Origin of the sequence: Rhodococcus sp. ACPA1 (assembly GCF_002300195.1) — a bacterium.
Taxonomy (GTDB): domain Bacteria; phylum Actinomycetota; class Actinomycetes; order Mycobacteriales; family Mycobacteriaceae; genus Rhodococcus_F; species Rhodococcus_F opacus.
In genome coordinates this window covers 333,581-356,313 of record NZ_NSDX01000004.1, presented here as the reverse complement: position 1 = coordinate 356,313, position 22,733 = coordinate 333,581, and the positions used below count along the sequence as shown (strand labels likewise).

The following is a 22,733-nucleotide window of genomic DNA, read 5'->3' as shown; positions in this document are numbered from 1 at the left end:
TCGTCGTCGCGGAGTCGGTTCAGGACTGTTTCAGCGACCCCCAGCCGTGCCAGGTGTCGATCTCGATCCAGGCGCTGACCCGTTTCCGGTCGCGGACGGGGTACGGCTTGCCGGTGTAATGCGTGGCGAGGCGGTCGATGTCGGCCAGTTCGCCGTCGTCGACGAATTCTTTCACCCGGCCCTGGACGCTGACGTGGGTGATCCAGTCGTCGGGGTCCATCGCGGTGAGGCTGACGCGGGGGTCGCCGCGCAGGTAGTCCAGGCGTCGGCGCTCGGCATCCATGTTGACCAGCACCTTGCCGTCCTCGAACAGGTACCAGGTGGCCACGGACACGGGCTGGCCGTCGGGTCGGACGCAGGCGATGGTGGCGTAATTGGGCCGAGCGAACATCTCGGCGGCTTTCGGTGTCAGAGGTGGCTTCGACATGTCCGAAAGATACTCCTGAGGCCTTCGGCCCTGTGCGTGGTTGGCGAGTCCAGGCCCTCGTCAACCCCGCACGGGGCAGGCGGCCGTGGACTCGCGGACGACGAGCGTCGGGGTGAACGAGAGCTGCTGGTGCCGGTGGGTGTCGGGGTTGTTCACCTGATCGAGCAGGAGCTCGGCCGCCGCTCGTCCCAGTTCGTTCCGCGGCTGGGCGACGGAGGTCAGCGGCACGGCCGCACCGGCCGCGTAGTCGATGTCGTCGTACCCGACGATCGCGAGGTCTTCGGGCACCCGCTTGCCGTGCTGGATGAACTCCTGGAGCACTCCGAGCGCGAGCAGGTCGTTGGCGCAGAACGCCGCCGTGGGCCGCTCGTCCCCCGCCATCGCGAGGATCTCGCGGGCCGCCTGGGCGCCGGCCTCGATGCTGAGGGACGGGGTGGCGACGGTGCGCATGCGCGTGCTCGCCGATTCCGCGACGGCGCTGAGCGCCCCGTCCCGGCGGTCGCGGACCTGCCGGATGGTGTCGGGCCCGCCGACGAACACGAGGTTCCGGTGCCCCTGCTCCATGAGGTGGCGGGCGGCGATCCGGCCGCCGTGGACGTCGTCGACGGCGACGGAGGATCGGCCGGGTGTGCGGGACCCGCGGTCGAGCAGGACCACCGGTGTGCCCTGACGGTCGAGGTTGGCGAGCATCGGGGTGCTCTCGCCGGTGGGGCAGAGCAGGATTCCGTGGACGCGTTGTTCCATGAGCTGACCGAGCTGCCGGTTCTCGCGTTCTTCCGATTCGCCGGTGCTGACCATGACCATCAGCAGCTCGTTCGCCTCGGCGACTTCCTCGGCGCCCGACGCGACGTCGACGAAGAAGGGGTTGCGCGCGTCGAGGACGACGACGGCGAGCATCCGCGATTGGCCGGCGCGGAGTTGGCGGGCGGCGTCGTTGCGGACGAAGCCGAGCTGGGTGATGGCCGCATGCACTCGCTGACGGGTCGCCTCGGACACCAGTTCGGGGTGGTTGAGCACGTTGCTGATCGTTCCCATCGAGACGCCCGCGAGTGCGGCGACCTCGCGCATGGACGCTGCCATTCGATTCCCCCTTCAGCCGGCTCGTTCGACAACGCACATTGTCGCGTCGGCCGGTGCCCGAGAACAATCCGGCGGTTTTGAATCGCTTCAGACCCAGTATCGCCGTCCGCGGGGGCGGAATCAAGACCGACTGCCAGGCGTGACGATGCGAGGCGGTCAGTAAAGGACCTGGCGTGCTTTTATAACGATAGAGTCACGGTGGTGACGGGCTATGCCGAACCTCTTGACTTGTGGCGCCTATCACTCCTAGCTTCATGAGCGAGAAATGAACCGTTTCAATCGGAGGTGCTGAATGAGCGTCCCCCCTGCGGTGCCGTTGCTGGAAGTTCGGGACGTCACCAAGTCCTTCGGCAACGTCGCTGCTGTTCAGGGTGTGTCGTTTCCGCTCTACGGCGGCGAGGCACACGCCCTCGTCGGAGAGAACGGTGCAGGCAAGTCGACCATCGTGAAGATGCTCGCCGGCGTGCACGGCCCCGACACCGGATCGCTCCTCGTCGGCGGCGAGGAAGTGTCGCTCGGGTCGCCCTCGGATGCCAAGGCCCGGGGTATCGCGGTCATCTACCAGGAGCCGACGCTGTTCCCCGACCTCACCATTGCGGAGAACATCTTCATCGGCACCCAGCCGCGGGCCCGGTTCGGAATGATCGACCGCGGCGCGATGAACACCGCCGCCCGCGCGCTGTTCGACCGTCTCGGTGTCCCGATGGACCCGGACCGGCTGGCCAGCGGGCTGTCGATCGCCGACCAGCAGCTCGTCGAGATCGCGAAGGCGCTCTCCACCGACGCCAACGTCATCGTCATGGACGAGCCGACCGCGGCGCTGTCCGGCAACGAGGTGGAGCGGCTGTTCAAGGTCGCCCGGTCCCTCTGCGCGTCCGGCGCGGCGGTCATGTTCATCTCGCACCGCTTCGAGGAGATCTTCGCGTTGTGCCAGCGGGTCACCGTGATGCGCGACGGACGGCACATCTCCACGTCGGAGCTGGCGGGACTGACGGTCGACGACCTCGTCCGCAGCATGGTCGGCCGCGACCTCGGCGCGCTGTTCCCGAAGATCGACGTGGAACCGGGCGCCGTCGTCCTCGAGATCGAGAACCTGTCGCGTGCAGGGGTGTTCTCCGACATCAGTTTCCAGGTCCGGGCCGGTGAGATCGTGGCGCTGTCCGGGCTCGTCGGGGCCGGCCGGTCCGAGGTCATGCAATCGGCGTTCGGTGTGGACCCGCGCGACAGCGGCGACGTCCGGGTGCGCGGCAAGAGCCTGCGCAAGGGCAATCCGAAGGCCGCGATGCGTGCCGGAATGGCGCTCGTCCCGGAAGATCGTCGCCAGCAGGGCCTGATCCTGGACATGTCGATCGAGCGCAACGCCACGTTGACGCGGTCGTCCGCCCTCGCGCGGTTCGGCTTCCTCGTCGGCGGACGGGAGCGACGGTCGGCATACGAGTGGACGAAGAAACTGCAGACCAAGTACGCGCGCATCACCGACCCCGTCGGGGTGCTGTCGGGTGGCAATCAGCAGAAGGTCGTGCTCGCCAAGTGGATGGCCACCGCACCGAGCGTCCTGATCGTGGACGAACCCACTCGCGGAATCGACGTCGGCACCAAAGCCGAAGTGCACCGGATCATCTCGACGCTCGCCAGTGAGGGCGTCGCCGTCGTGATGATCTCCTCCGAACTGCCGGAGGTGCTCGGGATGGCCGATCGCGTCCTTGTGATGAGGGAAGGACGAATCGTGTCGGAACTGAGCAGGTCCGAGGCCGACGAGGAGAAGATCATGTTCGCTGCAACGGGTTCGGAGGCTGCCGCATGAGCGCACCCACCCGCGTCGCGCCGTCGGGCGCCGCGAAGCCGTCGGTGAAATCGGACGAGGGGCCGTCCCTGATCGAGAAGGTGTTGCAGGTCCGTTCGCTCGGCATCCTCGCCGCGCTGATCGTGCTGGTCGTGGTCACCACGATGCAGAACAGCAATTTCCTGTCCTCCCAGAGTATTCGCGACATCCTGCTGGCGGCATCGATCGTCGGAGTTCTGGTGGTCGGGCAGACCGTCGTCATGATCACCAAGAACATCGACCTGTCGGTCGGCTCGGTTCTCGGCCTGTCGGCGTTCGCCGCGGGCAGTGTCATGAAGGGCGCCGACGGCGCACCGATCGTGGTGGGGATTCTCGCGGGTATCGTGGTCGGCGCGATCTGCGGACTCGCCAACGCGCTGCTCGTGCGGTTCGGCGGAGTTCCCGCCCTGGTCGTCACGCTCGGCACGATGTACATCTTCCGGGGCATCGCCTACCTGTGGGCGGGCGGCGAGCAGATCACCGCCGACGAGATGCCGTCGAACTTCCTGAAGCTGGGCACCGCAACGCTTCTCGGTGTCCCGGTGCTCGTCGTCGTCGCGGTCGTGGCGGTGGTCCTCGCCGGGGTGTATCTCCGTCGGTACCGCAGCGGCCGCGACCTCTACGCCATCGGGTCGAACGGCCACGCCGCCGAACTCGCGGGCATCGCCGTCGGTAAGCGCATCCTGCTCGCCTTCGTGTTCTCCGGGGCCATGGCCGGAATCGCTGGGGTCATGTTCGCGGCGCGTTTCGGCACCGTCGACGCCGCCGCCGGATCCGGCTACGAACTCAACGTGATCGCGGCCGCCGTCGTGGGCGGTGTGGCCGTGGTCGGTGGCGTCGGCACCGTCTGGGGCGCCGCGCTCGGCGCGCTGCTCCTGACCACCATCAACAGTTCGCTGCCCGTTCTCCAGATCAACCAGTTCTGGCAGCAGGCCATCGTCGGTGCGCTGATTCTCATCGCCATCGCGGCCGATCGGCTGCTCGCGGTGCGTGCCGCACAGCAACTTCGGAAGAGGAGCGCTCATGTCGACTGACACCATCGAGCCGGCGACGACCGCACAGCCGGACACCGCAGGTCGGACGTCGACGGTCGGCCGCGTCCGTGAGGTGCTCGCCGGCTGGGATTCGGCGATCATCGCCATCACGGTCGTCGTGCTGGTGGTCGCCTCGGTCACCAACCCCGACTTCGGGAGCAGCCGGAACTTCACGTTCCTCGTCCTCGATCTGGCGCCGATCTTCCTGATCGCGCTGCCGATGACGTTCATCATCATCACCGGGGAGATCGACCTGTCGGTGGCGAGCGTCCTGGGGCTGAGCGGCGCCGCGATGGGCTGGATGTGGAACAACGGCTTCGCCATCGAGATGATCATCCCGATGTGTATCCTGCTCGGCTGCGTCCTCGGTGCCCTCAACGGTTACCTGGTCGCCAAGCTGGGCCTGCCGTCCCTGGCCGTCACGATCGGCACCCTTGCCCTCTTCCGCGGGCTCGCGTTCGTCCTCCTCGGTGACCAGGCGGTGTCCAACTTCCCCCGGGCGTACACGTCGTGGGTGACGGGAACGGTCGGGGGCACGTCCATTCCCAATCTCGCCATTCCGCTGGTCGTGGTGGCTGTCGTGTTCGCGGTGATCCTTCAGGCCACGCCGCTCGGTCGCGACATCTACGCCACCGGCGCGAGCGACACGGCCGCGCGCTTCGCCGGTATCGACGGGGCGCGGCTGAAGTTCTGGCTCTACGTGGTGTGCGGGGCGGTCGCCGCCCTCGCCGGAGTGCTGTGGAGTCTGCGGTACTCGAGCGCCAGGGCCGACAACGGATCCGGTCTCGAACTGGCCGTGGTCGCCGCGGTGCTCCTCGGCGGTGTGTCGATCTTCGGCGGCAAGGGCCGGTTGGCCGGCGTGCTCGCCGCGGTGGTGCTGCTCGCCACGCTGCAGAATGCGCTGCGGCTCGAGGACATCTCGAACGAGGCGCTCACCATCGTCACCGGCGTTCTCTTGATCGTGGCCGTTCTGCTTCCGAATCTGCTGAAGACCGTGCGGACGTCCGCGCAGCGTCGAAAGCTGCAGAACGCCTCCTGAATTCCCCTGCTCCACAGCTCTTTCTCACTTCAGCGTTCGCAGTGACGCGAACACGAGGAAAGGATCCACCATGACCCGATTCCGCCGGACCTTCGTTCCCCTGGCGGGGATCGTCGCAGTCTCGATCGGACTGACGGCCTGCGGCGGCACCACCCAGGATTCGGCGTCGAACTCGGGCGGTGGCGACCGTGCCACCGGTACCGCGAACCCCGACGCGCCGATCCAGGACGGTCTGCAGGTCGCGTTCCTCCCCAAGCAGCTCAACAATCCCTACTCGGACATCGAGGTCGGGGGCGGCAAGACCGCAGTGGAGGAGTTCGGCGGCGAGTACAAGCTCGTCGGCCCCAACGATGCGAGCGCGTCCTCGCAGGTGTCCTACATCAACACGCTGATCCAGCAGGGCCAGAACGTGATCAACATCGCGGCCAACGATCCGAACGCCGTGTGCCCGTCGCTGAACCAGGCCCGCGACGCCGGCATCAAGGTCGTGACGTTCGATTCCGACGCGGCCGAGGACTGCCGCGACCTGTTCATCAACCAGGCCACCACCCAGGGCGTCGGTGAGACGCTCGCGAAGATGACGAGCGAGCAGATCGGCGGCACCGGCAAGATCGCCGTGCTGTCCGCGACCCCCAACGCCACCAACCAGAACGCCTGGATCGAGGTGCTGAAGTCCGAGCTCGCGAGCAAGCCGGAGTACCAGAACATCGAACTCGTGGCCACCGTGTACGGCAACGACGACGACCAGAAGTCGTTCCAGGAAACGCAGGGCCTCCTGCAGACCTACCCCGACCTGAAGGCGATCGTGTCGCCCACGACGGTCGGCATCGCCGCCGCGGCCCGCTACATCTCGTCGTCGAGCTACAAGGGCAACGTCGTCCTCACCGGCCTCGGTACCCCCAACCAGATGCGGGAATATGTGAAGAACGGCACCGTCAAGGAATTCGCGCTCTGGGACCCGACCAACATCGGCTACCTCTCCGCCTACGCCGGTGCCGCACTGGCGTCCGGTCAGATCACCGGCGCCGAGGGGCAGAAGTTCACGGCAGGCAAGCTCGGCGAGTACACGATCGGCGCCGGCGGTGAGGTCGTGCTCGGCCCGCCGACCGTGTTCGACGCGAACACCATCGACCAGTACAACTTCTGAACGCTCCGATGAACAAGTACTGCTTCACCCTGCAACTCCGGCCGGACCGGATCGACGAGTACGTTCGCCGTCACGCCCGCGTCTGGCCGGAGATGCTCGAGGCCCTGAAAGCCAGCGGCTGGCACAACTATTCGCTGCACATCCGGCCGGACGGGCTGATCGTCGGCTACGTCGAGTCGGAGAATCTCGAACAGGCGCAGGCGGCCATGGCCCGCACCGACGTCAACCGCCGGTGGCAACACGACATGGCGCCGTTCTTCGAACTCGACGGAGTGGCGCCCGACGAGGGATTCACGCTCCTCACCGAGATCTTCGACCTGGACGCGCAGCTTCACACCCATCTCGACCACACGATCTCCACCGAAGGATGATTCACCATGACGGCAACTGACACTCGGCGCACCGACCGAGACATCTCGGCCCTCGCCGACTTCGGGATCGAAGTTCCCAGTTGGGCTTACGGGAACTCCGGAACCCGATTCAAGGTGTTCGCCACGGCCGGCGTCCCACGCGACCCCTACGAGAAGATCGAGGACGCCGCCCAGGTGCACCGGGTGACCGGTGCGGCGCCGAGGGTGTCGCTGCACATCCCGTGGGACCACGTCGACGACTTCGGCAAACTCGCCGCATTCGCCGCCGATCAGGGGGTGTCGCTGGGTGCGATCAACTCCAACGTATTCCAAGACGACGACTACAAGCTGGGGTCGCTCACCAACGCCGACCCGAAGATCCGGGCGAAGGCGGTCGCCCACCACGTCGAGTGCATCGACGTCATGCGGGCCACGGGCTCGAAGGATCTGAAGCTGTGGCTGCCCGACGGCACCAACTACGCCGGCCAGGATTCGATCCGCGCCCGGCAGGATCGGCTCGCCGATTCGCTGCAGAAGATCTACGCCGAACTCGACGACGATCACCGCCTGCTGATCGAGTACAAGTTCTTCGAGCCGTACTTCTACACCACCGACATCCCCGACTGGGGAACGTCGCTGCTGCACTGCCTGGCACTGGGCGAGAAGGCACAGGTGGTCCTGGACACCGGTCATCACGCGCCGGGCACGAACATCGAATTCATCGTCGCCCAGCTGATCCGGCAGGGACGGCTCGGGGCCTTCGATTTCAACTCCCGCTTCTACGCCGACGACGACCTGATCGTCGGATCCGCGGACCCGTTCCAGCTGTTCCGGATCATGCACGAGATCGTCCGGGCGGGCGCGCATCTCCCGGACTCCGGGGTGAACTTCATGCTCGACCAGTGCCACAACATCGAGCCGAAGATTCCCGGCCAGATCCGGTCGATCATGAACGTCCAGGAAGCCACCGCCAAGGCACTGCTCGTCGACGGGGACGCACTCGAGGCGGCCCAGCAGTCGGGTGACGTGCTCGGTGCCCACGCCGTGCTGATGGACGGGTACAACACCGACGTCCGGCCGCTGCTGGCCGAACTGCGCGAATCGCAGGGCAGGGACGCCGACCCGGTCGGCGCATTCGCGCGCTCCGGATACCTGGAGCGGATCGAGCGCGAGCGGGTCGGCGGAAACCAGGCGAGCTGGGGCGCGTGATGACCGCGACGACGGCAGACACCGTGCCCGCCCGCCTCGAACGCGTGCGTCCCCGGAAGACCCGGCTGGGGCTGGTGTCAGGTGGGCTCGGCGCCTACTGGCCGCAGTTCCCCGGGCTCCGGGGCGTCCTGCAGGAGTCCGTCCGGTACGTGACGGGCCGATTCGAGGAGCAGGACTGTCAGGTCGTCGACGCCGGCTTCGTCTCGGACCCGCAGGAGTCCGCGGCCGCGGCCGAGACGCTGAGGCAGGCCGACTGCGACCTGGTGGTGATCTTCCTGACCACCTACCTGACGTCGTCGATGGTGCTGCCGATCGCGCAGCGGACCAACGTACCGGTGCTGCTGATCGATCTGCAGCCGACCGAGGCGATGGATCACGCGAACACCGACACGGGAACGTGGCTGGCCTACTGCGGGCAGTGCCCGCTGCCGGAGGTCGCGAACGTGTTCCGGCGCAGCGGCATCGACTTCCGGTCGGTGTCCGGTTACCTGCACGACGAGAACGCCTGGCGGCGCATCGACGCCTGGGTGAGTGCCGCCTCGGCACGAGCCGCCCTGCGGCACGCCCGTCTGGGGCTCATGGGTCACCTGTACCCGGGGATGCTCGACATCTCGACCGACATGACCCTGTTGTCGTCGCAGTTCGGCGCGCACGTGGAGGTGCTCGAATTCGACGACCTCCGGGTGCGGGTCGATGCGGTCTCCGATCGTGAGACGGCCGACCGCGTCGCACTCGCGAAAGAGGTTTTCGCGCTCGACAGTTCGGTGAACGCGGACGATCTCGCATGGGGAGCCAGGGTCTCCGTCGGACTCGACCGCCTCGTCGCGGACTTCGCGCTCGACGCCATGGCGTACTACCATCGCGGGCTCGACGGTGAACTGCACGAACAGCTCGGCGCCGGAATGATTCTCGGAGCGTCCCTGCTCACCGCCCGCGGTATTCCGCTGGCCGGGGAGTACGACATTCGCACCGCGGTCGCGATGCTGGTCGCGGACCGGATGGGCGCCGGTGGATCGTTCACGGAACTGCAGGCACTGAACTTCCGCGACGGGGTCGTCGAGATGGGTCACGACGGACCGGCGCATCTGCAGATCTCTTCCGCCGAACCGCTGCTCCGCGGTCTCGGTGTCTATCACGGCAAGCGGGGGTACGGCGTCAGCGTCGAGTTCGACGTGACCCACGGGCCCGTCACGACCTTCGCGGTCGGGCAGAACCGCGACGGTTCGTACTCGTTCATCGCGTCCGAGGGCGAAGTGGTCCCCGGACCGCTCCTGGCGATCGGCAACACCACGTCCCGGGTCGACTTCGGCCGGGATCCGGGGGAGTGGACGGACGAGTGGAGTGCCACCGGGACCGGTCACCACTGGGCGTTGTGCGTCGGGCACCGTGCCGGCGCGATCAAGGCCGCAGCAGAGCTGCTCGGCATCGAATTCATCCGGGTCTGAACTCAAGAACCTCGAGGGAGAAACAAGAAGTGAACGCCACGAGCACCATCGCCGAACTGATCGCACGGTCCAACAGACTGGGCGCCGACGCTCGGAACACCAACTACGCCGGCGGCAACACCTCCGCCAAGGGCACCGACGTCGACCCCGTGACCGGCGCCGAGGTGGAACTCGTCTGGGTGAAGGGTTCCGGCGGTGACCTCGGCACGCTGAAGCCCGCCGGTCTCGCCGCGCTGCGCCTCGACCGGGTCCGCGCCCTGACCGATGTTTACCCGGGACTCGACGCCGAGGACGACATGGTCGCCGCGTTCGACTACTGCCTGCACGGCAAGGGCGGCGCCGCGCCGTCCATCGACACCGCCATGCACGGTCTGGTGAACGCGCCGCACGTCGACCACCTGCACCCCGATTCCGGCATCGCGTTCGCGACCGCCGCGGACGGTGAGGAGCTGACCCGCAAGTGCTTCGGCGACCGTGTGGTGTGGGTTCCGTGGCGCCGCCCCGGTTTCCAGCTGGGCCTCGACATCTCGGCCGTCGCTGAGGCGAACCCGCAGGCGATCGGCTGCATCCTGGGAGGTCACGGCATCACCGCATGGGGGTCGACGAGTGAGGAATGCGAGCAGCGTTCGCTCGAGATCATCCGCACCGCCGAGCAGTTCATCGCCGACAACGGCCGCGAGGAGCCGTTCGGTCCCGCGATCGCGGGCTACGGTGCACTGCCCGCAGAGGAGCGCCGCCGCCGCGCCGCCGCACTGTTCCCGCTGCTGCGTGGACTGGCCTCCACCGATCGTCCGCAGGTGGGGCACTTCACCGACAGTGACGAGGTGCTGAACTTCCTGGCGGCGCAGGAGCATCCGCGTCTCGCCGCGCTGGGCACGTCGTGCCCCGACCATTTCCTCCGCACCAAGGTCCGGCCGATGGTCCTCGACCTGCCGCCGACCGCGTCGCTCGAGGACGTCACGGCGCGACTGCGTGCCCTGCACGCGACCTACCGCGAGGACTACGCCCGGTACTACGCCGAGTACGCGGAGCCGGACAGCCCGGCGATGCGCGGCGCCGACCCGGCCATCGTCCTGGTCCCCGGCGTCGGGATGTTCTCGTTCGGCGCGAACAAGCAGACCGCGCGGGTGGCGGGCGAGTTCTACGTCAACGCGATCAACGTGATGCGCGGCGCCGAGGCCATCTCCACGTACCAGCCGATCGACGAGCGGGAGAAGTTCCGCATCGAGTACTGGGCCCTCGAGGAGGCGAAGCTGGCGCGGATGCCGAGACCGGCGCCGCTCGCCACCCGCATCGCCCTGGTCACCGGTTCGGCGTCGGGAATCGGCAAGGCGATCGCGCAGCGCCTCGCCGCGGAGGGCGCGTGCGTCGTCATCGCCGACCTCGACCAGGCGAAGGCCGCAGAGGCCGCCGCCGAGATCGGCGGCAGCGACGTCGCCGTGGGCGTCGCAGCGGATGTGACCAGCGCCGACCAGGTCGCCGCGGCGTTCGAGGCCGCGGTCCTGGCGTTCGGCGGAGTCGACCTCGTCGTCAACAATGCCGGACTGTCGATCTCCAAGCCGCTGCTCGAGACCACCGAGAAGGATTGGGACCTACAGCACGACGTGATGGCGAAGGGCTCGTTCCTGGTGTCGAGGGAGGCGGCGCGGGTGATGACCGCCCAGGCGATGGGCGGCGACATCGTCTACATCTCGTCGAAGAACTCGGTGTTCGCCGGGCCCAACAACATCGCCTACTCGGCGACGAAGGCCGACCAGGCGCACCAGGTGCGGCTGCTCGCGGCGGAGCTGGGCGAGTACGGCATCCGCGTCAATGGCATCAACCCGGACGGTGTGGTGCGAGGCTCGGGCATCTTCGCGGGCGGCTGGGGCGCCAAGCGGGCCGCCGTGTACGGCGTCGAGGAGGAGAAGCTGGGCGAGTACTACGCGCAGCGCACCCTGCTCAAGCGGGAGGTGCTGCCCGAGCACGTCGCGAACGCGGTGTTCGCGCTCACCGGCGGCGACCTCACGCACACGACCGGACTGCACATCCCCGTGGATGCCGGTGTCGCTGCGGCGTTCCTGCGCTGATGGACGCATTCGCCGCGATCGACCTGGGCGCGTCCAGTGGGCGGGTGATGCTGGGCCGCGTCGCCGACGGCGTGATCACCCTCGACGAGGTCGCGCGCTTCCCGAACCGCCCGGTGCGGCTGGACGGGTCGCTGCACTGGGATCTCGCCGGCCTCTACCGGGGTGTGGTCGACGGACTGCGGGCCGCGGCAACGGAGGCCGAGGCCCGCGGTGACGTCCTCGTGTCGATCGGAATCGACACGTGGGCGGTGGATTACGGGTTGCTCGGCGGCGACGGCTCCCTCCTCGGGATGCCGTACCACTACCGCGACCAGCGGACGTGGGGCGTCGCGGCCGGGGTGCGATCGTCGATACCGGATCGGGAGTTGTTCGAGCGCAACGGCATCGCGCAACTGCCGTTCAACACGGTGTACCAGCTGCTGGCCGAACGGGAGAGCGGCGCGCAGCGGCTCGACGTCGCGGAGCAGCTGCTGATGATCCCCGACCTTCTGGCATACTGGCTCAGCGGGATTCGCGTCGGCGAGGTGACCAACGCGTCCACCACTGGTCTGCTCGATCCGGTGAGCCGCGACTGGGACCGTGCGCTGGTCGCCCGGCTCGGTCTCGACGACCGCGTGCTGCCACCGTTGGCGGAGCCCGGTTCGGCGATCGGACCGGTCCGGCCCGACGTCGCCGAAGAGATCGGGGCCACGCCGGTGGTGGTGGCCGTCGGCAGTCACGACACGGCGTCCGCCGTCGTCGCGGTGCCCGCGGCGAGCACGCGGTTCGCGTACATCGCGTCGGGGACGTGGTCGCTGGTGGGAACGGAACTGCCCGGCCCCGTGCGCACCGAGGACGTGCGGGCGGCAGGGTTCACCAACGAGGCCGGCGTCGACGGCACCACCCGGTTGCTGCGGAACGTGATGGGCATGTGGCTGGTGCAGGAGTCGATACGGCAGTGGCAGGCGGACGGGCTCGAGGTGTCGCTGCAGGAACTGCTGGAGGACGCCGCAGCGCTGACCGACCTCGGTTCCGTCGTGGACCCGGACCTGCCGATGTTCCTGCCGCCGGGCGACATGCCCGCCCGCATCGCCGCCGAATGCGCGCGGACGGGTCAGCGCGTTCCGGACGGCCCGGCCGAGGTGATCCGATGTGTGCTGGACAGTCTCGCGGACGCGTACCGGCGGTCGGTGCAGTCGGTCGTCGAGCTCACCGGCACGCCGATCGACGTGGTGCACATCGTCGGCGGCGGATCCCAGAACGCCCTGCTGTGCCAGCTGACGGCGGATGCCACCGGGCTGCCCGTCGTCGCCGGACCCGTCGAGGGTTCCGCCCTCGGCAACGTCCTGGTGCAGGCGCGGGCGGCCGGTGTGCTGTCGGGGGGACTCGCCGAACTCCGTGCGGTCGTGTCGAACTCGTTCACCCTGCGCGAGTTCGCACCGTCGGCCGCTTCGCTGTCCCGGGCCTGACGCCTGGCTCTGCCCTAGCGCCGGTCCCGGAACCGGGGTTCGCGCTTGTCCTTGCGTGCGGCGGTGGCCTCTTCGAAGTTGTCGGTCAGCAGCCGCACGAGCAGCTGCCCGAGACCCTCCTGGTGGATGTGGGCTTCGAGTGAGGCGGCATCGAGCCCGGACCACAGCGTGCGCTTCGTCAGTTCCAGGCCGGGCCGGGAGAACCGCGACATGCGCTCGGCGAGGTCGAAGCATTCGTCCAGGAGGTCCTCGCCGGGCACGCACCGCGACACGAGTCCGATCCGCTCGGCCTCGTCGGCGTGCACGTCCCGTCCGGACAGCATGATCTCGAACGCCCGGGACGAACCGATCGCCCGCGGCAGCAGGTAGCTCAGGCCCAGTTCGCTCGCGGTCAGGCCGTTGTTGATGCCCGCCGCCCGGAAGTAGGCGTCTTCCGCCGCGATCCGGATGTCGGAGGCGAGCGCCAGGCACAGGCCGCCGCCGATGGCCGCGCCGTTGACCGCGCTGATCACCGGCTGGTGCATCCGGCGGAGCGAGAGCACCACGTTGTCGAGCATCTCCATGGCCCGCAGGGCGACGGTCGGCGGGGTGAGGCCGTCCACGTGGGGGAGCGTGCCCGCGGACCTCTGGTCGGCGCCGGAGCAGAAGCCGCGGCCCGCGCCGGTGATCACCACCGCGCGCACCGCGTTGTCGTTGCTGATCTCCTCGAGTGCGTCGCGGAACGGGATCATCACGTCGAACGCCATCGCATTCATGCGTTCCGGGCGGTTGAGCGTCACCAGGGCGATGCCCGGCCGGGGATGGTCGACGACGACGAAGTTCACGCACTCGATACTAGAACACGTTTCAATTCTCTGGATCGATTTGCGGTCGTGGACGCCCGGGGGCGACCGTGCGCGCGAGGATGCCCAGTGTCGCGCGCAGGGCGGTTTCGGAAATCACCGGGAAGATCCCGGACTCGCGCCACACCGGGTCGATGGACGACCAGTCGTAGAACGACGTCACCATCGTTCCCTCGTCGATCGGCTCGAGTCGGTAGCCGTACACGTGCCCGATCTGCGGCCGGATCTGCCCGAGGACCTTCCAGGAGATCTCCCGGTCGGGCACGAACGTCTCGATCGTCACCGTCACGTCGTAGAGGCCGAGGTCGAAGTCGTTCAACGCGTCGCGGTCCATGTGCACGACGAACGTGTCGCCCGCCGCCGTGACGCGGTCCCCTTCCGCGGACATCAGCATCCCGGAACTGTCGATCGCCACATGTCCCTCGGGATCGCAGAGCAGGCCGAAGATCGTCGCCGGGTCCGCGGCGACAGCCCGCCGGACCTCCAACCGCTCGCCGGTGTCAGTTGTCATGTCCGCATCCTGCCACCCCATGTGAGTGCCATCGAGTGCTCGGGCACGCAAAAACACTCACATGGGGAAGGTGGGCAGCACTCCGGCGTCCATGGCCTGTTTCAGAGACGGTGCGGCCGAATCCTTCTCGGACAGCTGGAACGTCAGCGGGTTGCCGTCCCGGCCCACCGTGGGCCAGTCGATTCCCAGTTCGGGATCGAGTGGATGGAGGTCGTGGTCGAGGGCCGGGGTGTACTCGATCGAGCACAGGTACATCACGGTCGACGCGTCCTCGAGGGACAGGATCGCGTGGCCGACACCGGCCGGAAGGTAGACGGCGCGGCGGTCGGCGTCGTCGATGAGCACCGAATCCCACTGCCCGAACATCGGCGACCCGACGCGCAGGTCGACGATCACGTCGAGGAACGCGCCCTTGACGCACGTGACGTATTTCGCCTGCCCGGGCGGGTTGTCGGTGAAGTGGATGCCGCGCAGGACACCGGCGGCGGACACCGAGCAGTTGGCCTGCGCGAGTTCGAGGCTGTGCCCGACGGCGGCCTCGAACTCCGAGCCCTTGAACCATTCGAGGAACACGCCGCGGTCGTCGCCGAACTGCCTCGGGGTGATCTCCCAGGCGCCCGGAACCTTCAGTTCCCGATACTCCACGTCACCAGTCCTTGCCGCGTTCGAGAAGTTCGAGGAGATAGTCGCCGTATCCCGACTTGCCGAGAGTCTCGGCGCGGGCACACAATTCGGCGTCGGTGATGAACCCGCGGCGCCACGCGACCTCTTCCGGGACGCCGATCTTCAGCCCCTGCCGGTGTTCGAGCGTGCGCACGAAGTTCGACGCCTCGAGCAGTGAATCGACGGTGCCGGTGTCGAGCCACGCGGTTCCGCGGGGAAGCACCTCGACCTGCAGCCGTCCGGCCTGCAGGTACGCCTGGTTGACGTCGGTGATCTCGTACTCGCCGCGGTCCGACGGCTTCAGATCGCGCGCGATCGAGACGACGTCGTTGTCGTAGAAGTACAGGCCGGGGATCGAGAAGTTCGACTTCGGGGTGGCGGGCTTCTCCTCGATGGACATCGCCCGGCCCGTGTCGTCGAATTCGACCACACCGTACGAACTGGGATCGGACACCCAGTAGGCGAACACGGCGCCGCCGTCGATGTTCTCGAACCGGTTCAGCCGGGAACCGAGACCGGGGCCGTAGAAGATGTTGTCGCCGAGCACGAGGGACACGGACTCGTTGCCGATGTGGTCGGCACCGAGCACGAACGCCTGCGCCAGGCCGTTCGGTTCCTCCTGCACCTTGTACGTGAGGTTCACCCCGAACTGGGAGCCGTCGCCGAGGAGCCGGCGGAACTGCTCGGCGTCGTGCGGGGTGGTGATGACGAGGATGTCCCGGATGTTGGCCAGCATCAGGGTGGAGAGCGGGTAGTAGATCATCGGCTTGTCGTAGACCGGGACCAGTTGCTTGCTCACTCCGAGAGTGATCGGGTGCAATCGGGACCCGGTGCCCCCTGCCAGGATGATTCCGCGCATGTGCGCAGTGTTCCAGTGTTCGCGTCGGATAGAAACTCGGGCGCGCCACTAGGGTGGGTGCACATGAGGCTTCTCGTGACAGGCGGCGCCGGGTTCATCGGTGCGAACTTCGTGCACCAGACGGTCGCCGAGCGCCCGGACGTGCAGGTGACGGTGCTCGACGCGCTGACGTACGCCGGCAACCGGCAGTCGCTCGACCCGGTGGCCGACCGCATCGAGTTCGTGCACGGCGACGTGGCGGATTTCGCGCTGGTGGACCGTCTGGTCGCGGGCTCGGACGCGGTGGTCCACTTCGCCGCGGAATCGCACAACGACAATTCGCTGGCCGATCCGACGCCGTTCGTGCAGACGAACGTGATGGGCACGTTCTCGCTGTTGCAGGCCGTCCGCGCCCACGACGTCCGGTATCACCACATCTCCACCGACGAGGTGTACGGCGACCTCGAACTGGACGATCCCGAGCGCTTCACCGAGTCGACCCCGTACAACCCGTCGAGCCCGTACTCGGCCACCAAGGCGTCCAGCGACCTGCTGGTGCGGGCCTGGGCGCGGTCGTTCGGGGTGCGGGCCACCCTGTCGAACTGTTCCAACAACTACGGCCCGTACCAGCACGTCGAGAAGTTCATTCCGCGCCAGATCACCAACCTGATCGACGGGGTGCGTCCCCGTCTGTACGGCAGCGGGAAGAACGTGCGCGACTGGATCCACGTCGACGACCACAACGCGGCCGTCTGGACGGTCCTGGAGAAGGGGAGTCTCGGTCAGACGTATCTGATCGGCGCGGACGGCGAGGTCGACAACCGGACCGTCGTCGGAACGCTGCTCGAACTGTTCGGCCGCGACGCCGACGACCTCGACTTCGTCACCGACCGCCCGGGCCACGACCTGCGCTACGCGATCGATTCGACGCGGCTGCGCACCGAACTGGGCTGGACGCCGCAGTACAAGGATTTCCGTAGCGGACTCGAGGCCACCGTGCGCTGGTACCGCGACAACGAGTCGTGGTGGCGGGCGCAGAAGGAATCCGCGGAGAAGGCGTACGCGGCCACGGAATCCGTCATCGGCTGACGGTTCCGCGAAACGCCCACGCTCTCGCCGTCAGTGCGATGCGGCCGGCCTCGTCGCGCCGCGAGCGGGCATCGAGCAGGTCGCGAAGCTCGTCTCGACGCACGGCGGGCAGGGACGCGCAGTATCCGGGTGCCGGTCCCTGCCCGCCCAGAAACGGCCGCCAGAAATCGTCGAAGTCGGCGAACACGGTGGGCACGTCGAGTGGGTGCACCTCCGCCGCGGCCAGCCCCGCGGTGGACAGTGCGTCGCGGAGAGGCTGCGGCCGGCAGAGCGGGAAGCGGACGCCCTCGTCGAGGTCCGCGGCCGCCTCGTCGAGTTCGCGGGCGGCGTCCCAGAACGCGCGAATCATCTGCATTCCCTCGGCGTAGTCCCACACGTACCCGGCGACCGTCCCGCCGGTTCGCGTGACTCGGCGCATCTCGGCGAGCCCGTCGATCGGATGGGGAACGAAATTGAGGACGAGCCCGGACACCACGCGGTCGAACTCGCCGTCCTCGGCGGGGATGGATTCGGCGGTGCCCGACCGGACGTCGAAGCGGGGATCGTCCGTGCCGGCCCGAGCCGCCGCCGCGAAGGGCTGCGACGGTTCGACGCCGACCACCCGGGCCGGATCCGCCGTGCGGAGAACGGCGTGTGCGAGGGCGCCCGTCCCGCAACCCACGTCGCACCATGCACCGCCCGGGCCGGTGGCCAGCCACCGCAGGAACTGCGTCGCGACCGGCCGGCTCCAGCGGCCGATGTAGCGCTCGTACGCGGGATCGATCTCCCAGGCGTCCGTCATCGCGATCTCCTCAGGACGGCTGCGGTACCCGGGAATCCTCGTGGACGAGGGCGTTGCGCAGCGAACGCGAACCGGCGATCGCGGCGACGAAGCCGGCGAGCACCTCGCACAGCGTGAACACCAGGCGTGACGCGAGGGCCAGCCCGAGCGCGACCCCGCTGTCCATGAACGGGGACAGAGCCGCGACGACGACGGCCTCGCGGACCCCGATGCCGGACGGCGCGACGACCACCAGCACGCCGGCGCACATGCCGAGGGCGATCGCGCCGATGCACTGCACCAGGGTGCCCGCCTCGAATCCCGCCGAACTCGACGCGAGGAACCACAGATGCACCCCGTAGAGGACCCAGCTGACGGCGCACCAGCCGAGGGCCAGCCCGATCTTGTGCATGGTCAGCTGCCGCTGCAGCGGGGCGCGCCGCAGGATCCGCAGGGCCAGGTTCACGAGCCGGGTGAGGACCGGTGGGTAGCAGCAGACGAGCGCGATCGGGACGAGAACGATCACCGCGACCGCCGCGACGGTGCTGATGTGGAACAGGGCGGGCAGCGCCAGCAGCCCGACGACCAGCGCCGACGTGATGCTCAGCCCGACGGTGACGAGGACGGCGACGAATCCGTTGGCCCGCGACACCCCGGCCCGGCGCACGAGCTCGGTCTGGAGGACGAACGCCCACACGCTGCCCGGCAGATACTTGCCGAGCTGACCGACCAGGTAGCAGCGGGCGGCGTCGAAGGCGGGGATCGGGTGTTCGAGGGCGCCGAGCGCGTGCTGCCACGCGCGCACCGCCGCGCCCATGCCGAGGAAGACGAACACCGCGGAGACGGCGAGCGCCCACCAGTCCAGCTGGGTGATCGTGTCCCTGACCTCGGCCCACTGCGATTTCACGGCGAACACGACGGCGACGACGATCGCGAGGGTGACGAGGATCCGCAGCGCGTTCATCAGGACGGCGCGACCGCCGCGGTCCGGGACGATCTCGGGATCGGTGTCCACGAGAACCACCCCCTCACCGGCAGTGCGCTGCGGCAGCGCAGCGTTCGTTTCCGACGATAGCAATCGGAGGGCGCCGGATCAGGAAACGAGCGGTTTCACCGCCAGCTCCCGCCACCAGGCGAACGCGTCGGCGAGCGAGTTCGGGAGTTCCGCGTCGGCGTCGAGCCGCCCCGAGGCATACACCTTCGCCACCGCCGCGATGTCCCGGTCGGCGATCCCGGCGCGGCTCATGCCCACCCGGTTGGTGCCGCGCAGGGCGGCGGGGTTGCCGAACACCGTGGCGAACGGCGGAATGTCCTTGGCGACGACCGATCCCATTCCGACCATCGCCCGCGCACCGATCACCCGCCGCTGATGCACCACCGCGCTCATACCGAGATTGACGCCGTCGCCGAGAGTCACGTGACCGCCGAGGGTGCTGGACGGCGAGAGGACGCAGTCGTCGCCGATCCGGACGTCGTGCTCGACGGACGTGTGGTTCATGACGAATCCGCCGCGCCCGATGGTCGTCGGCCGCTCGGCTCCCTGCTGGACGGCGCTCATCTCCCGGATCACGGTGCCCGCGCCGATCACGACACCCTGATGCGGACTGATCTCCGTCCACGTGCGCGGATGCGTCTTCCCGATCCACTCCGGCGGCGCCCCGAGCGTCGCGTGCGCGCCGATCCAGCAGTCGTCGCCGATGTCGAGCGGGCCGGTGAGGACGGCATATGGTCCGATGCTCACGCGGTCCCCGATCGTGACGCCGTCGCCTATCACGACGGTCGGGTGGATCTCGCAGTTTTCACCGATGGTCATGAAAGTTGGCGATTCCTTCCAGGAGCCGTGCAGACCGTGGGAACCTTCAAGAGGGTGCAATCTGTGAAGACGGTGTGAACGCACGTCAATCTATCGGAGGAACCGTGATCGCGATCTCGAGTATCTCTTTCGGAGAGGACGTCGAGCGCGAGGTTCTCGACACCCTGCGATCAGGGATGGTCGTGCAGGGACCGAAGGTCGCGAGGTTCGAGGAGGGGTTCGCCGCACTCGTCGGCACCCGGCACGCCGTGGCCGTCAACAGCGGCACCACCGCGCTGATCGCGGCACTGCGGGTGCTGGATCTCCAACCGGGCGACGAGGTGCTCACCACCCCGTTCACGTTCGTGGCCACGCTCAACGCGATTCTCGACTCCGGCGCGACGGCCCGGTTCGCGGACATCGGGGAGGCTGATTTCGCGCTCGACCCCGACGCCGTGGCGCAGTGCGTGAACGAGCGCACCCGGGTGCTGATGCCGGTGCATCTGTACGGGCAGACCGCGGACATGGGGGCGCTGATGCCGCTGGCGGAGACCCGGGGACTCGCCGTCGTCGAGGACGCCGCGCAGGCGCACGGTGCCACGTTCGACGGCAAGGGTGCGGGCAGTTTCGGGCTCGGCTGCTTCTCGTTCTACGCCACGAAGAATCTCACCACCGCCGAGGGCGGCATGGTCACGACGGACGACGACGCGGTGGCCGACCGGTTACGGGTGCTGCGGAATCAGGGCATGCGACGCCGCTACGAGTACGAGATGGCGGGCCAGAACTTCCGGATGACGGATCTGCAGGCCAGTCTCGGGTTGCCGCAGCTGGGTTCCTATCTGCAGCAGGTGGAGTCGCGCCGGCGTAATGCCGAGGCACTGCGGACCGGTCTGAAGGACGTCGAAGGTCTCGTTCTGCCTTCGGAACTCGCGGGCCGCGGACACGTGTGGCACCAGTTCACCGTGATCCTCGCACCCGATGCGCCGATCGACCGCGACATCCTCGCGCAGCGTCTGGGAGATCGGGGAGTCGGCAGCGGTGTCTACTACCCGAGAACCGTCTACGACTACGACTGCTACCGCGAGCATCCCCGGGTGATCGCCTCGCCCACGCCGGTCGCGACGTCCGTGGCCCGCCGGTGCCTGAGCATCCCCGTCCACGCCGCGCTCTCCGCCGACGAGGTCGACCGGATCGTCGCCGCGGTGCGCGAGGCGATGGAGGTGTGATGACGTCCACGCGACCACGGATCGCGCTCATCGGATCCGGCAGGATGGGTTCGCTGCACGCCCGCGTGCTCGCGCAGTCCTCGCTGTGTGACCTCGCCCTGCTCGTGGAACCGCGTGAGGAACACGGGCGGGAGGTCGCCGCACGGTTCGACACCGCATGGGCTGCGGATTTCGACGAGCTGGACGGCATCGACGCCGCCGTCGTCGCGGCGGCGACACCCGCCCACTACGAGTTGGCGGGCCGCGTCCTCGACCTCGGCAAGCCGGTGCTCGTCGAAAAGCCGCTCGCCGCAACGTACGAGGAGAGCACGGATCTGGTGAAACGCGCCGCCGCGACGGGTGTCCCGCTGATGTGCGGCCTGCTCGAGCGATTCAATCCGGCGGTCCGGACGGCACGCGAATTCGCCGGCGACGTGTGGCAGGTCAACGGAATCCGGCACTCGCCGTTCGTCTCCCGCATCCCCACCGGCGTCGCGACCGACCTGCTGATCCACGACGTCGACCTCGCAATCGGTTTCGTCGGATCACCGCCCGTCGGCGTGAAGGCCGAGTTCGGGTACTTCCACGACCGTTCGCGGCGGAACGAGGCCGAGGACTGTGCGGAGGCGGTGCTGCGTTTCGAATCCGGTGCGGTGGCCACCATCTCGGCCAGCCGGGTGAGTCAGCGGAAGGTCCGGCAGCTGTCGCTGCTGGAGCCGGACCGCCTGATCGAGATCGACCTCCTGCGCCGCGACATCACCATCTACCGGCACATCGACGACGACCTGCCCGCCGACCGCGACGGCTACAAGCAGCAGACGGTGATCGAGATCCCCACCCTCCGCTACAGCGACGAACCCCTCGCCGCCCAGCTCGCGCATTACGTCGGGCTGATCGGCGGCGAGGGGGATGCCGACGCGGAGCGCGACTCGATCCTGCCCGCGCATCGGGTGGTCCACGAGGCGACGGTGTCGGCTACCGGCTGAGCGCCCCGGCGACCGCCAGGCGGGTGTCTTCCATGATGAGGTCGGCGTTGATCGCTGCCGCGGCGCTCAGGCCTGCTCCGGCGGCGACGATCACCTGCGCCTTCGGGTCTGCGACGTTGCCTGCCACCCACACCCCCGGAACCGCGGTGGCGCCGGTCGCGTCGGAGGCGACGGCGGTGCCGATCACGTGGCCGGCCATCTCCATCTCGGTGGTGTCCAGGCCGAGGCTCGTGAGGAACTCGGCGCGGGCCCTGAACAGGGGCGGGACCACCACGGCGGTGAGGGGGATGACCTGACCCGTGCGCAGCCGGACACCGGTCAGCCGGTCGCCCTGCACCTCGAGCCCGGCCACGCCGCCGTCGATCACGGCGATGCCGCGTGCGGCGAGCTGCTCGTACTCCTCGCCGGTGGGTTCGTCCGCGTCGTTCAGGAACAGCGTCACGTTCTCGGTCCACTGCCGCCACATCAGCGCCTGGTGCACCGCCAGCGGACTGCCGGCGAGGACGCCGACCGGCTGGTCTCGGACCTCCCAGCCGTGGCAGTACGGGCAGTGCAGGACGTCGCGTCCCCATCGCGCGGCCACCCCGGGGATGTCGGGGAGCACGTCGACGAGGCCGGTGGTCACGAGCAGTCTCCGCGCCCGCACGGTCGCGCCGTCCGCGAGCGTCACCCGGAACTGTCCGTCATCGACCTTGTCGGCGGACGTGACGGTGCCGGTCACGATCTCACCGCCGTACCCGGCGACCTCCTCGCGTCCGATGGCCAGTAGCTCGCCGGGAGGGGTGCCCTCTCGGCCGAGATAGTTGTGAATGTGCCCGGCCGGTGCGTTGCGCGGGGCGCCCGCGTCGATCACGAGCACCGAGCGGCGTGCCCGCGACAGGGCCAGTGCCCCGCCGAGTCCGGCCGCGCCGCCACCGACGACCACTACGTCGTAACTGTCTTCCATCGCGTTCTCCTTCGTTCGTCGACCTCGTGAC

Annotated in this window: 22 protein-coding genes; 12 read left to right on the top strand and 10 right to left on the bottom strand. The window is 68.4% G+C overall.

All coding sequences use genetic code 11. The annotated features are described in order from the left end of the window. Positions 1–19 precede the first annotated feature (19 nt). Both CJ177_RS19540 and CJ177_RS19535 read right to left on the bottom strand, forming a co-directional pair. A complete protein-coding gene (locus tag CJ177_RS19540; protein ID WP_005248816.1) occupies positions 20–427 on the bottom strand; it encodes a PPOX class F420-dependent oxidoreductase in 408 nt (135 codons plus the stop codon). 60 nt (positions 428–487) lie between these two features. Beyond that, positions 488–1,507, bottom strand: a complete 1,020-nt coding sequence (locus tag CJ177_RS19535; RefSeq protein WP_005248815.1) for a LacI family DNA-binding transcriptional regulator — start codon at positions 1,505–1,507, stop codon at positions 488–490. Positions 1,508–1,799: 292 nt separating this feature from the next. Here CJ177_RS19535 and CJ177_RS19530 point away from each other — a divergent pair, with 292 nt between their 5' ends. The 9 genes from CJ177_RS19530 (at position 1,800) to CJ177_RS19490 (ending at position 13,070) form a co-directional block, all read left to right on the top strand. Further along, complete coding sequence (locus CJ177_RS19530; protein WP_061699993.1) at positions 1,800–3,311, top strand: sugar ABC transporter ATP-binding protein; 1,512 nt, start codon at positions 1,800–1,802, stop codon at positions 3,309–3,311. Continuing rightward, entirely contained in the window at positions 3,308–4,363 is a 1,056-nt protein-coding gene (locus CJ177_RS19525; protein ID WP_061041686.1) for an ABC transporter permease, read from the top strand. The genes CJ177_RS19530 and CJ177_RS19525 overlap by 4 nt, the downstream gene beginning before the upstream one ends. Continuing rightward, a complete protein-coding gene (locus tag CJ177_RS19520) occupies positions 4,353–5,402 on the top strand; it encodes an ABC transporter permease (RefSeq protein ID WP_095868400.1) in 1,050 nt (349 codons plus the stop codon). Before CJ177_RS19525 ends, CJ177_RS19520 begins: the two co-directional genes overlap by 11 nt. Positions 5,403–5,472: 70 nt before the next feature. Continuing rightward, entirely contained in the window at positions 5,473–6,549 is a 1,077-nt protein-coding gene (rhaS, locus tag CJ177_RS19515) for a rhamnose ABC transporter substrate-binding protein (protein ID WP_025431662.1), read from the top strand. An 8-nt stretch (positions 6,550–6,557) separates the two neighbouring features. Beyond that, positions 6,558–6,920, top strand: a complete 363-nt coding sequence (locus tag CJ177_RS19510) for an L-rhamnose mutarotase (RefSeq protein WP_095868399.1) — start codon at positions 6,558–6,560, stop codon at positions 6,918–6,920. Positions 6,921–6,926: 6 nt separating this feature from the next. Continuing rightward, on the top strand, positions 6,927–8,108 hold the full coding sequence (rhaI, locus tag CJ177_RS19505) for an L-rhamnose isomerase (RefSeq protein ID WP_095868398.1): 1,182 nt from the start codon (positions 6,927–6,929) through the stop codon (positions 8,106–8,108). Further along, a complete protein-coding gene (locus CJ177_RS19500) occupies positions 8,108–9,553 on the top strand; it encodes an L-fucose/L-arabinose isomerase family protein (RefSeq protein ID WP_095868397.1) in 1,446 nt (481 codons plus the stop codon). The genes rhaI and CJ177_RS19500 overlap by 1 nt, the downstream gene beginning before the upstream one ends. Before the next feature lie 29 nt (positions 9,554–9,582). Next, positions 9,583–11,622, top strand: coding sequence for a bifunctional aldolase/short-chain dehydrogenase (locus tag CJ177_RS19495; RefSeq protein ID WP_095868396.1), 2,040 nt, complete (start codon positions 9,583–9,585; stop codon positions 11,620–11,622). Beyond that, on the top strand, positions 11,622–13,070 hold the full coding sequence (locus tag CJ177_RS19490; protein WP_095868395.1) for a rhamnulokinase family protein: 1,449 nt from the start codon (positions 11,622–11,624) through the stop codon (positions 13,068–13,070). Before CJ177_RS19495 ends, CJ177_RS19490 begins: the two co-directional genes overlap by 1 nt. Positions 13,071–13,084: 14 nt before the next feature. Here CJ177_RS19490 and CJ177_RS19485 read toward each other — a convergent pair whose 3' ends face one another. The 4 genes from CJ177_RS19485 to rfbA are packed head-to-tail and all read right to left on the bottom strand — an operon-like array spanning position 13,085 to position 15,945. Next, entirely contained in the window at positions 13,085–13,894 is an 810-nt protein-coding gene (locus CJ177_RS19485; protein ID WP_005248805.1) for an enoyl-CoA hydratase, read from the bottom strand. A gap of 22 nt (positions 13,895–13,916) precedes the next feature. Next, a complete protein-coding gene (locus CJ177_RS19480) occupies positions 13,917–14,423 on the bottom strand; it encodes a polyketide cyclase (RefSeq protein ID WP_005248804.1) in 507 nt (168 codons plus the stop codon). A 57-nt stretch (positions 14,424–14,480) separates the two neighbouring features. Beyond that, positions 14,481–15,068, bottom strand: a complete 588-nt coding sequence (locus CJ177_RS19475; RefSeq protein WP_005565990.1) for a dTDP-4-dehydrorhamnose 3,5-epimerase family protein — start codon at positions 15,066–15,068, stop codon at positions 14,481–14,483. A gap of 1 nt (position 15,069) precedes the next feature. Continuing rightward, the gene (gene rfbA, locus CJ177_RS19470; RefSeq protein ID WP_005248802.1) at positions 15,070–15,945 is read right to left on the bottom strand and encodes a glucose-1-phosphate thymidylyltransferase RfbA; all 876 of its coding nucleotides are present in this window, start codon (positions 15,943–15,945) and stop codon (positions 15,070–15,072) included. Positions 15,946–16,008: 63 nt separating this feature from the next. On the opposite strand from rfbA, the gene rfbB reads away from it, so the two are divergent. Continuing rightward, on the top strand, positions 16,009–17,013 hold the full coding sequence (gene rfbB, locus CJ177_RS19465; protein WP_061041972.1) for a dTDP-glucose 4,6-dehydratase: 1,005 nt from the start codon (positions 16,009–16,011) through the stop codon (positions 17,011–17,013). Here the strand turns inward: rfbB and CJ177_RS19460 are convergent. From CJ177_RS19460 to CJ177_RS19450, 3 genes are all read right to left on the bottom strand, one after another. Continuing rightward, on the bottom strand, positions 17,003–17,794 hold the full coding sequence (locus CJ177_RS19460) for a class I SAM-dependent methyltransferase (protein WP_061041973.1): 792 nt from the start codon (positions 17,792–17,794) through the stop codon (positions 17,003–17,005). The two genes, rfbB and CJ177_RS19460, sit on opposite strands and share 11 nt — an antisense overlap. 10 nt (positions 17,795–17,804) lie before the next feature. Further along, positions 17,805–18,797 (bottom strand): lysylphosphatidylglycerol synthase transmembrane domain-containing protein, encoded by a 993-nt coding sequence (locus CJ177_RS19455; RefSeq protein ID WP_061041974.1) that lies wholly within the window; start codon positions 18,795–18,797, stop codon positions 17,805–17,807. Positions 18,798–18,866: 69 nt separating this feature from the next. Continuing rightward, positions 18,867–19,586 (bottom strand): DapH/DapD/GlmU-related protein, encoded by a 720-nt coding sequence (locus CJ177_RS19450; RefSeq protein WP_025431667.1) that lies wholly within the window; start codon positions 19,584–19,586, stop codon positions 18,867–18,869. Between the two features lie 104 nt (positions 19,587–19,690). Between CJ177_RS19450 and CJ177_RS19445 the strand changes: the two genes are divergently transcribed. Both CJ177_RS19445 and CJ177_RS19440 read left to right on the top strand, forming a co-directional pair. Further along, positions 19,691–20,791: a DegT/DnrJ/EryC1/StrS aminotransferase family protein gene (locus CJ177_RS19445; protein WP_061699988.1), complete on the top strand. Its 1,101-nt coding sequence runs from the start codon at positions 19,691–19,693 to the stop codon at positions 20,789–20,791. Further along, positions 20,791–21,756, top strand: a complete 966-nt coding sequence (locus CJ177_RS19440) for a Gfo/Idh/MocA family protein (protein WP_095868394.1) — start codon at positions 20,791–20,793, stop codon at positions 21,754–21,756. Before CJ177_RS19445 ends, CJ177_RS19440 begins: the two co-directional genes overlap by 1 nt. Here CJ177_RS19440 and CJ177_RS19435 read toward each other — a convergent pair. Further along, positions 21,746–22,702, bottom strand: a complete 957-nt coding sequence (locus tag CJ177_RS19435) for an NAD(P)/FAD-dependent oxidoreductase (protein WP_095868393.1) — start codon at positions 22,700–22,702, stop codon at positions 21,746–21,748. The two genes, CJ177_RS19440 and CJ177_RS19435, sit on opposite strands and share 11 nt — an antisense overlap. Positions 22,703–22,733 lie beyond the last annotated feature (31 nt).

Coding starts and splice junctions, on each gene's coding strand:
- CJ177_RS19540 (WP_005248816.1), bottom strand. CDS start 427: ATGTCGAAGCCACCTCTGACACCGAAAGCCGCCGAGATGTTCGCTCGG.
- CJ177_RS19535 (WP_005248815.1), bottom strand. CDS start 1,507: ATGGCAGCGTCCATGCGCGAGGTCGCCGCACTCGCGGGCGTCTCGATG.
- CJ177_RS19530 (WP_061699993.1), top strand. CDS start 1,800: ATGAGCGTCCCCCCTGCGGTGCCGTTGCTGGAAGTTCGGGACGTCACC.
- CJ177_RS19525 (WP_061041686.1), top strand. CDS start 3,308: ATGAGCGCACCCACCCGCGTCGCGCCGTCGGGCGCCGCGAAGCCGTCG.
- CJ177_RS19520 (WP_095868400.1), top strand. CDS start 4,353: ATGTCGACTGACACCATCGAGCCGGCGACGACCGCACAGCCGGACACC.
- rhaS (WP_025431662.1), top strand. CDS start 5,473: ATGACCCGATTCCGCCGGACCTTCGTTCCCCTGGCGGGGATCGTCGCA.
- CJ177_RS19510 (WP_095868399.1), top strand. CDS start 6,558: ATGAACAAGTACTGCTTCACCCTGCAACTCCGGCCGGACCGGATCGAC.
- rhaI (WP_095868398.1), top strand. CDS start 6,927: ATGACGGCAACTGACACTCGGCGCACCGACCGAGACATCTCGGCCCTC.
- CJ177_RS19500 (WP_095868397.1), top strand. CDS start 8,108: ATGACCGCGACGACGGCAGACACCGTGCCCGCCCGCCTCGAACGCGTG.
- CJ177_RS19490 (WP_095868395.1), top strand. CDS start 11,622: ATGGACGCATTCGCCGCGATCGACCTGGGCGCGTCCAGTGGGCGGGTG.
- CJ177_RS19480 (WP_005248804.1), bottom strand. CDS start 14,423: ATGACAACTGACACCGGCGAGCGGTTGGAGGTCCGGCGGGCTGTCGCC.
- rfbA (WP_005248802.1), bottom strand. CDS start 15,945: ATGCGCGGAATCATCCTGGCAGGGGGCACCGGGTCCCGATTGCACCCG.
- rfbB (WP_061041972.1), top strand. CDS start 16,009: ATGAGGCTTCTCGTGACAGGCGGCGCCGGGTTCATCGGTGCGAACTTC.
- CJ177_RS19460 (WP_061041973.1), bottom strand. CDS start 17,794: ATGACGGACGCCTGGGAGATCGATCCCGCGTACGAGCGCTACATCGGC.
- CJ177_RS19450 (WP_025431667.1), bottom strand. CDS start 19,586: ATGACCATCGGTGAAAACTGCGAGATCCACCCGACCGTCGTGATAGGC.
- CJ177_RS19440 (WP_095868394.1), top strand. CDS start 20,791: ATGACGTCCACGCGACCACGGATCGCGCTCATCGGATCCGGCAGGATG.
- CJ177_RS19435 (WP_095868393.1), bottom strand. CDS start 22,702: ATGGAAGACAGTTACGACGTAGTGGTCGTCGGTGGCGGCGCGGCCGGA.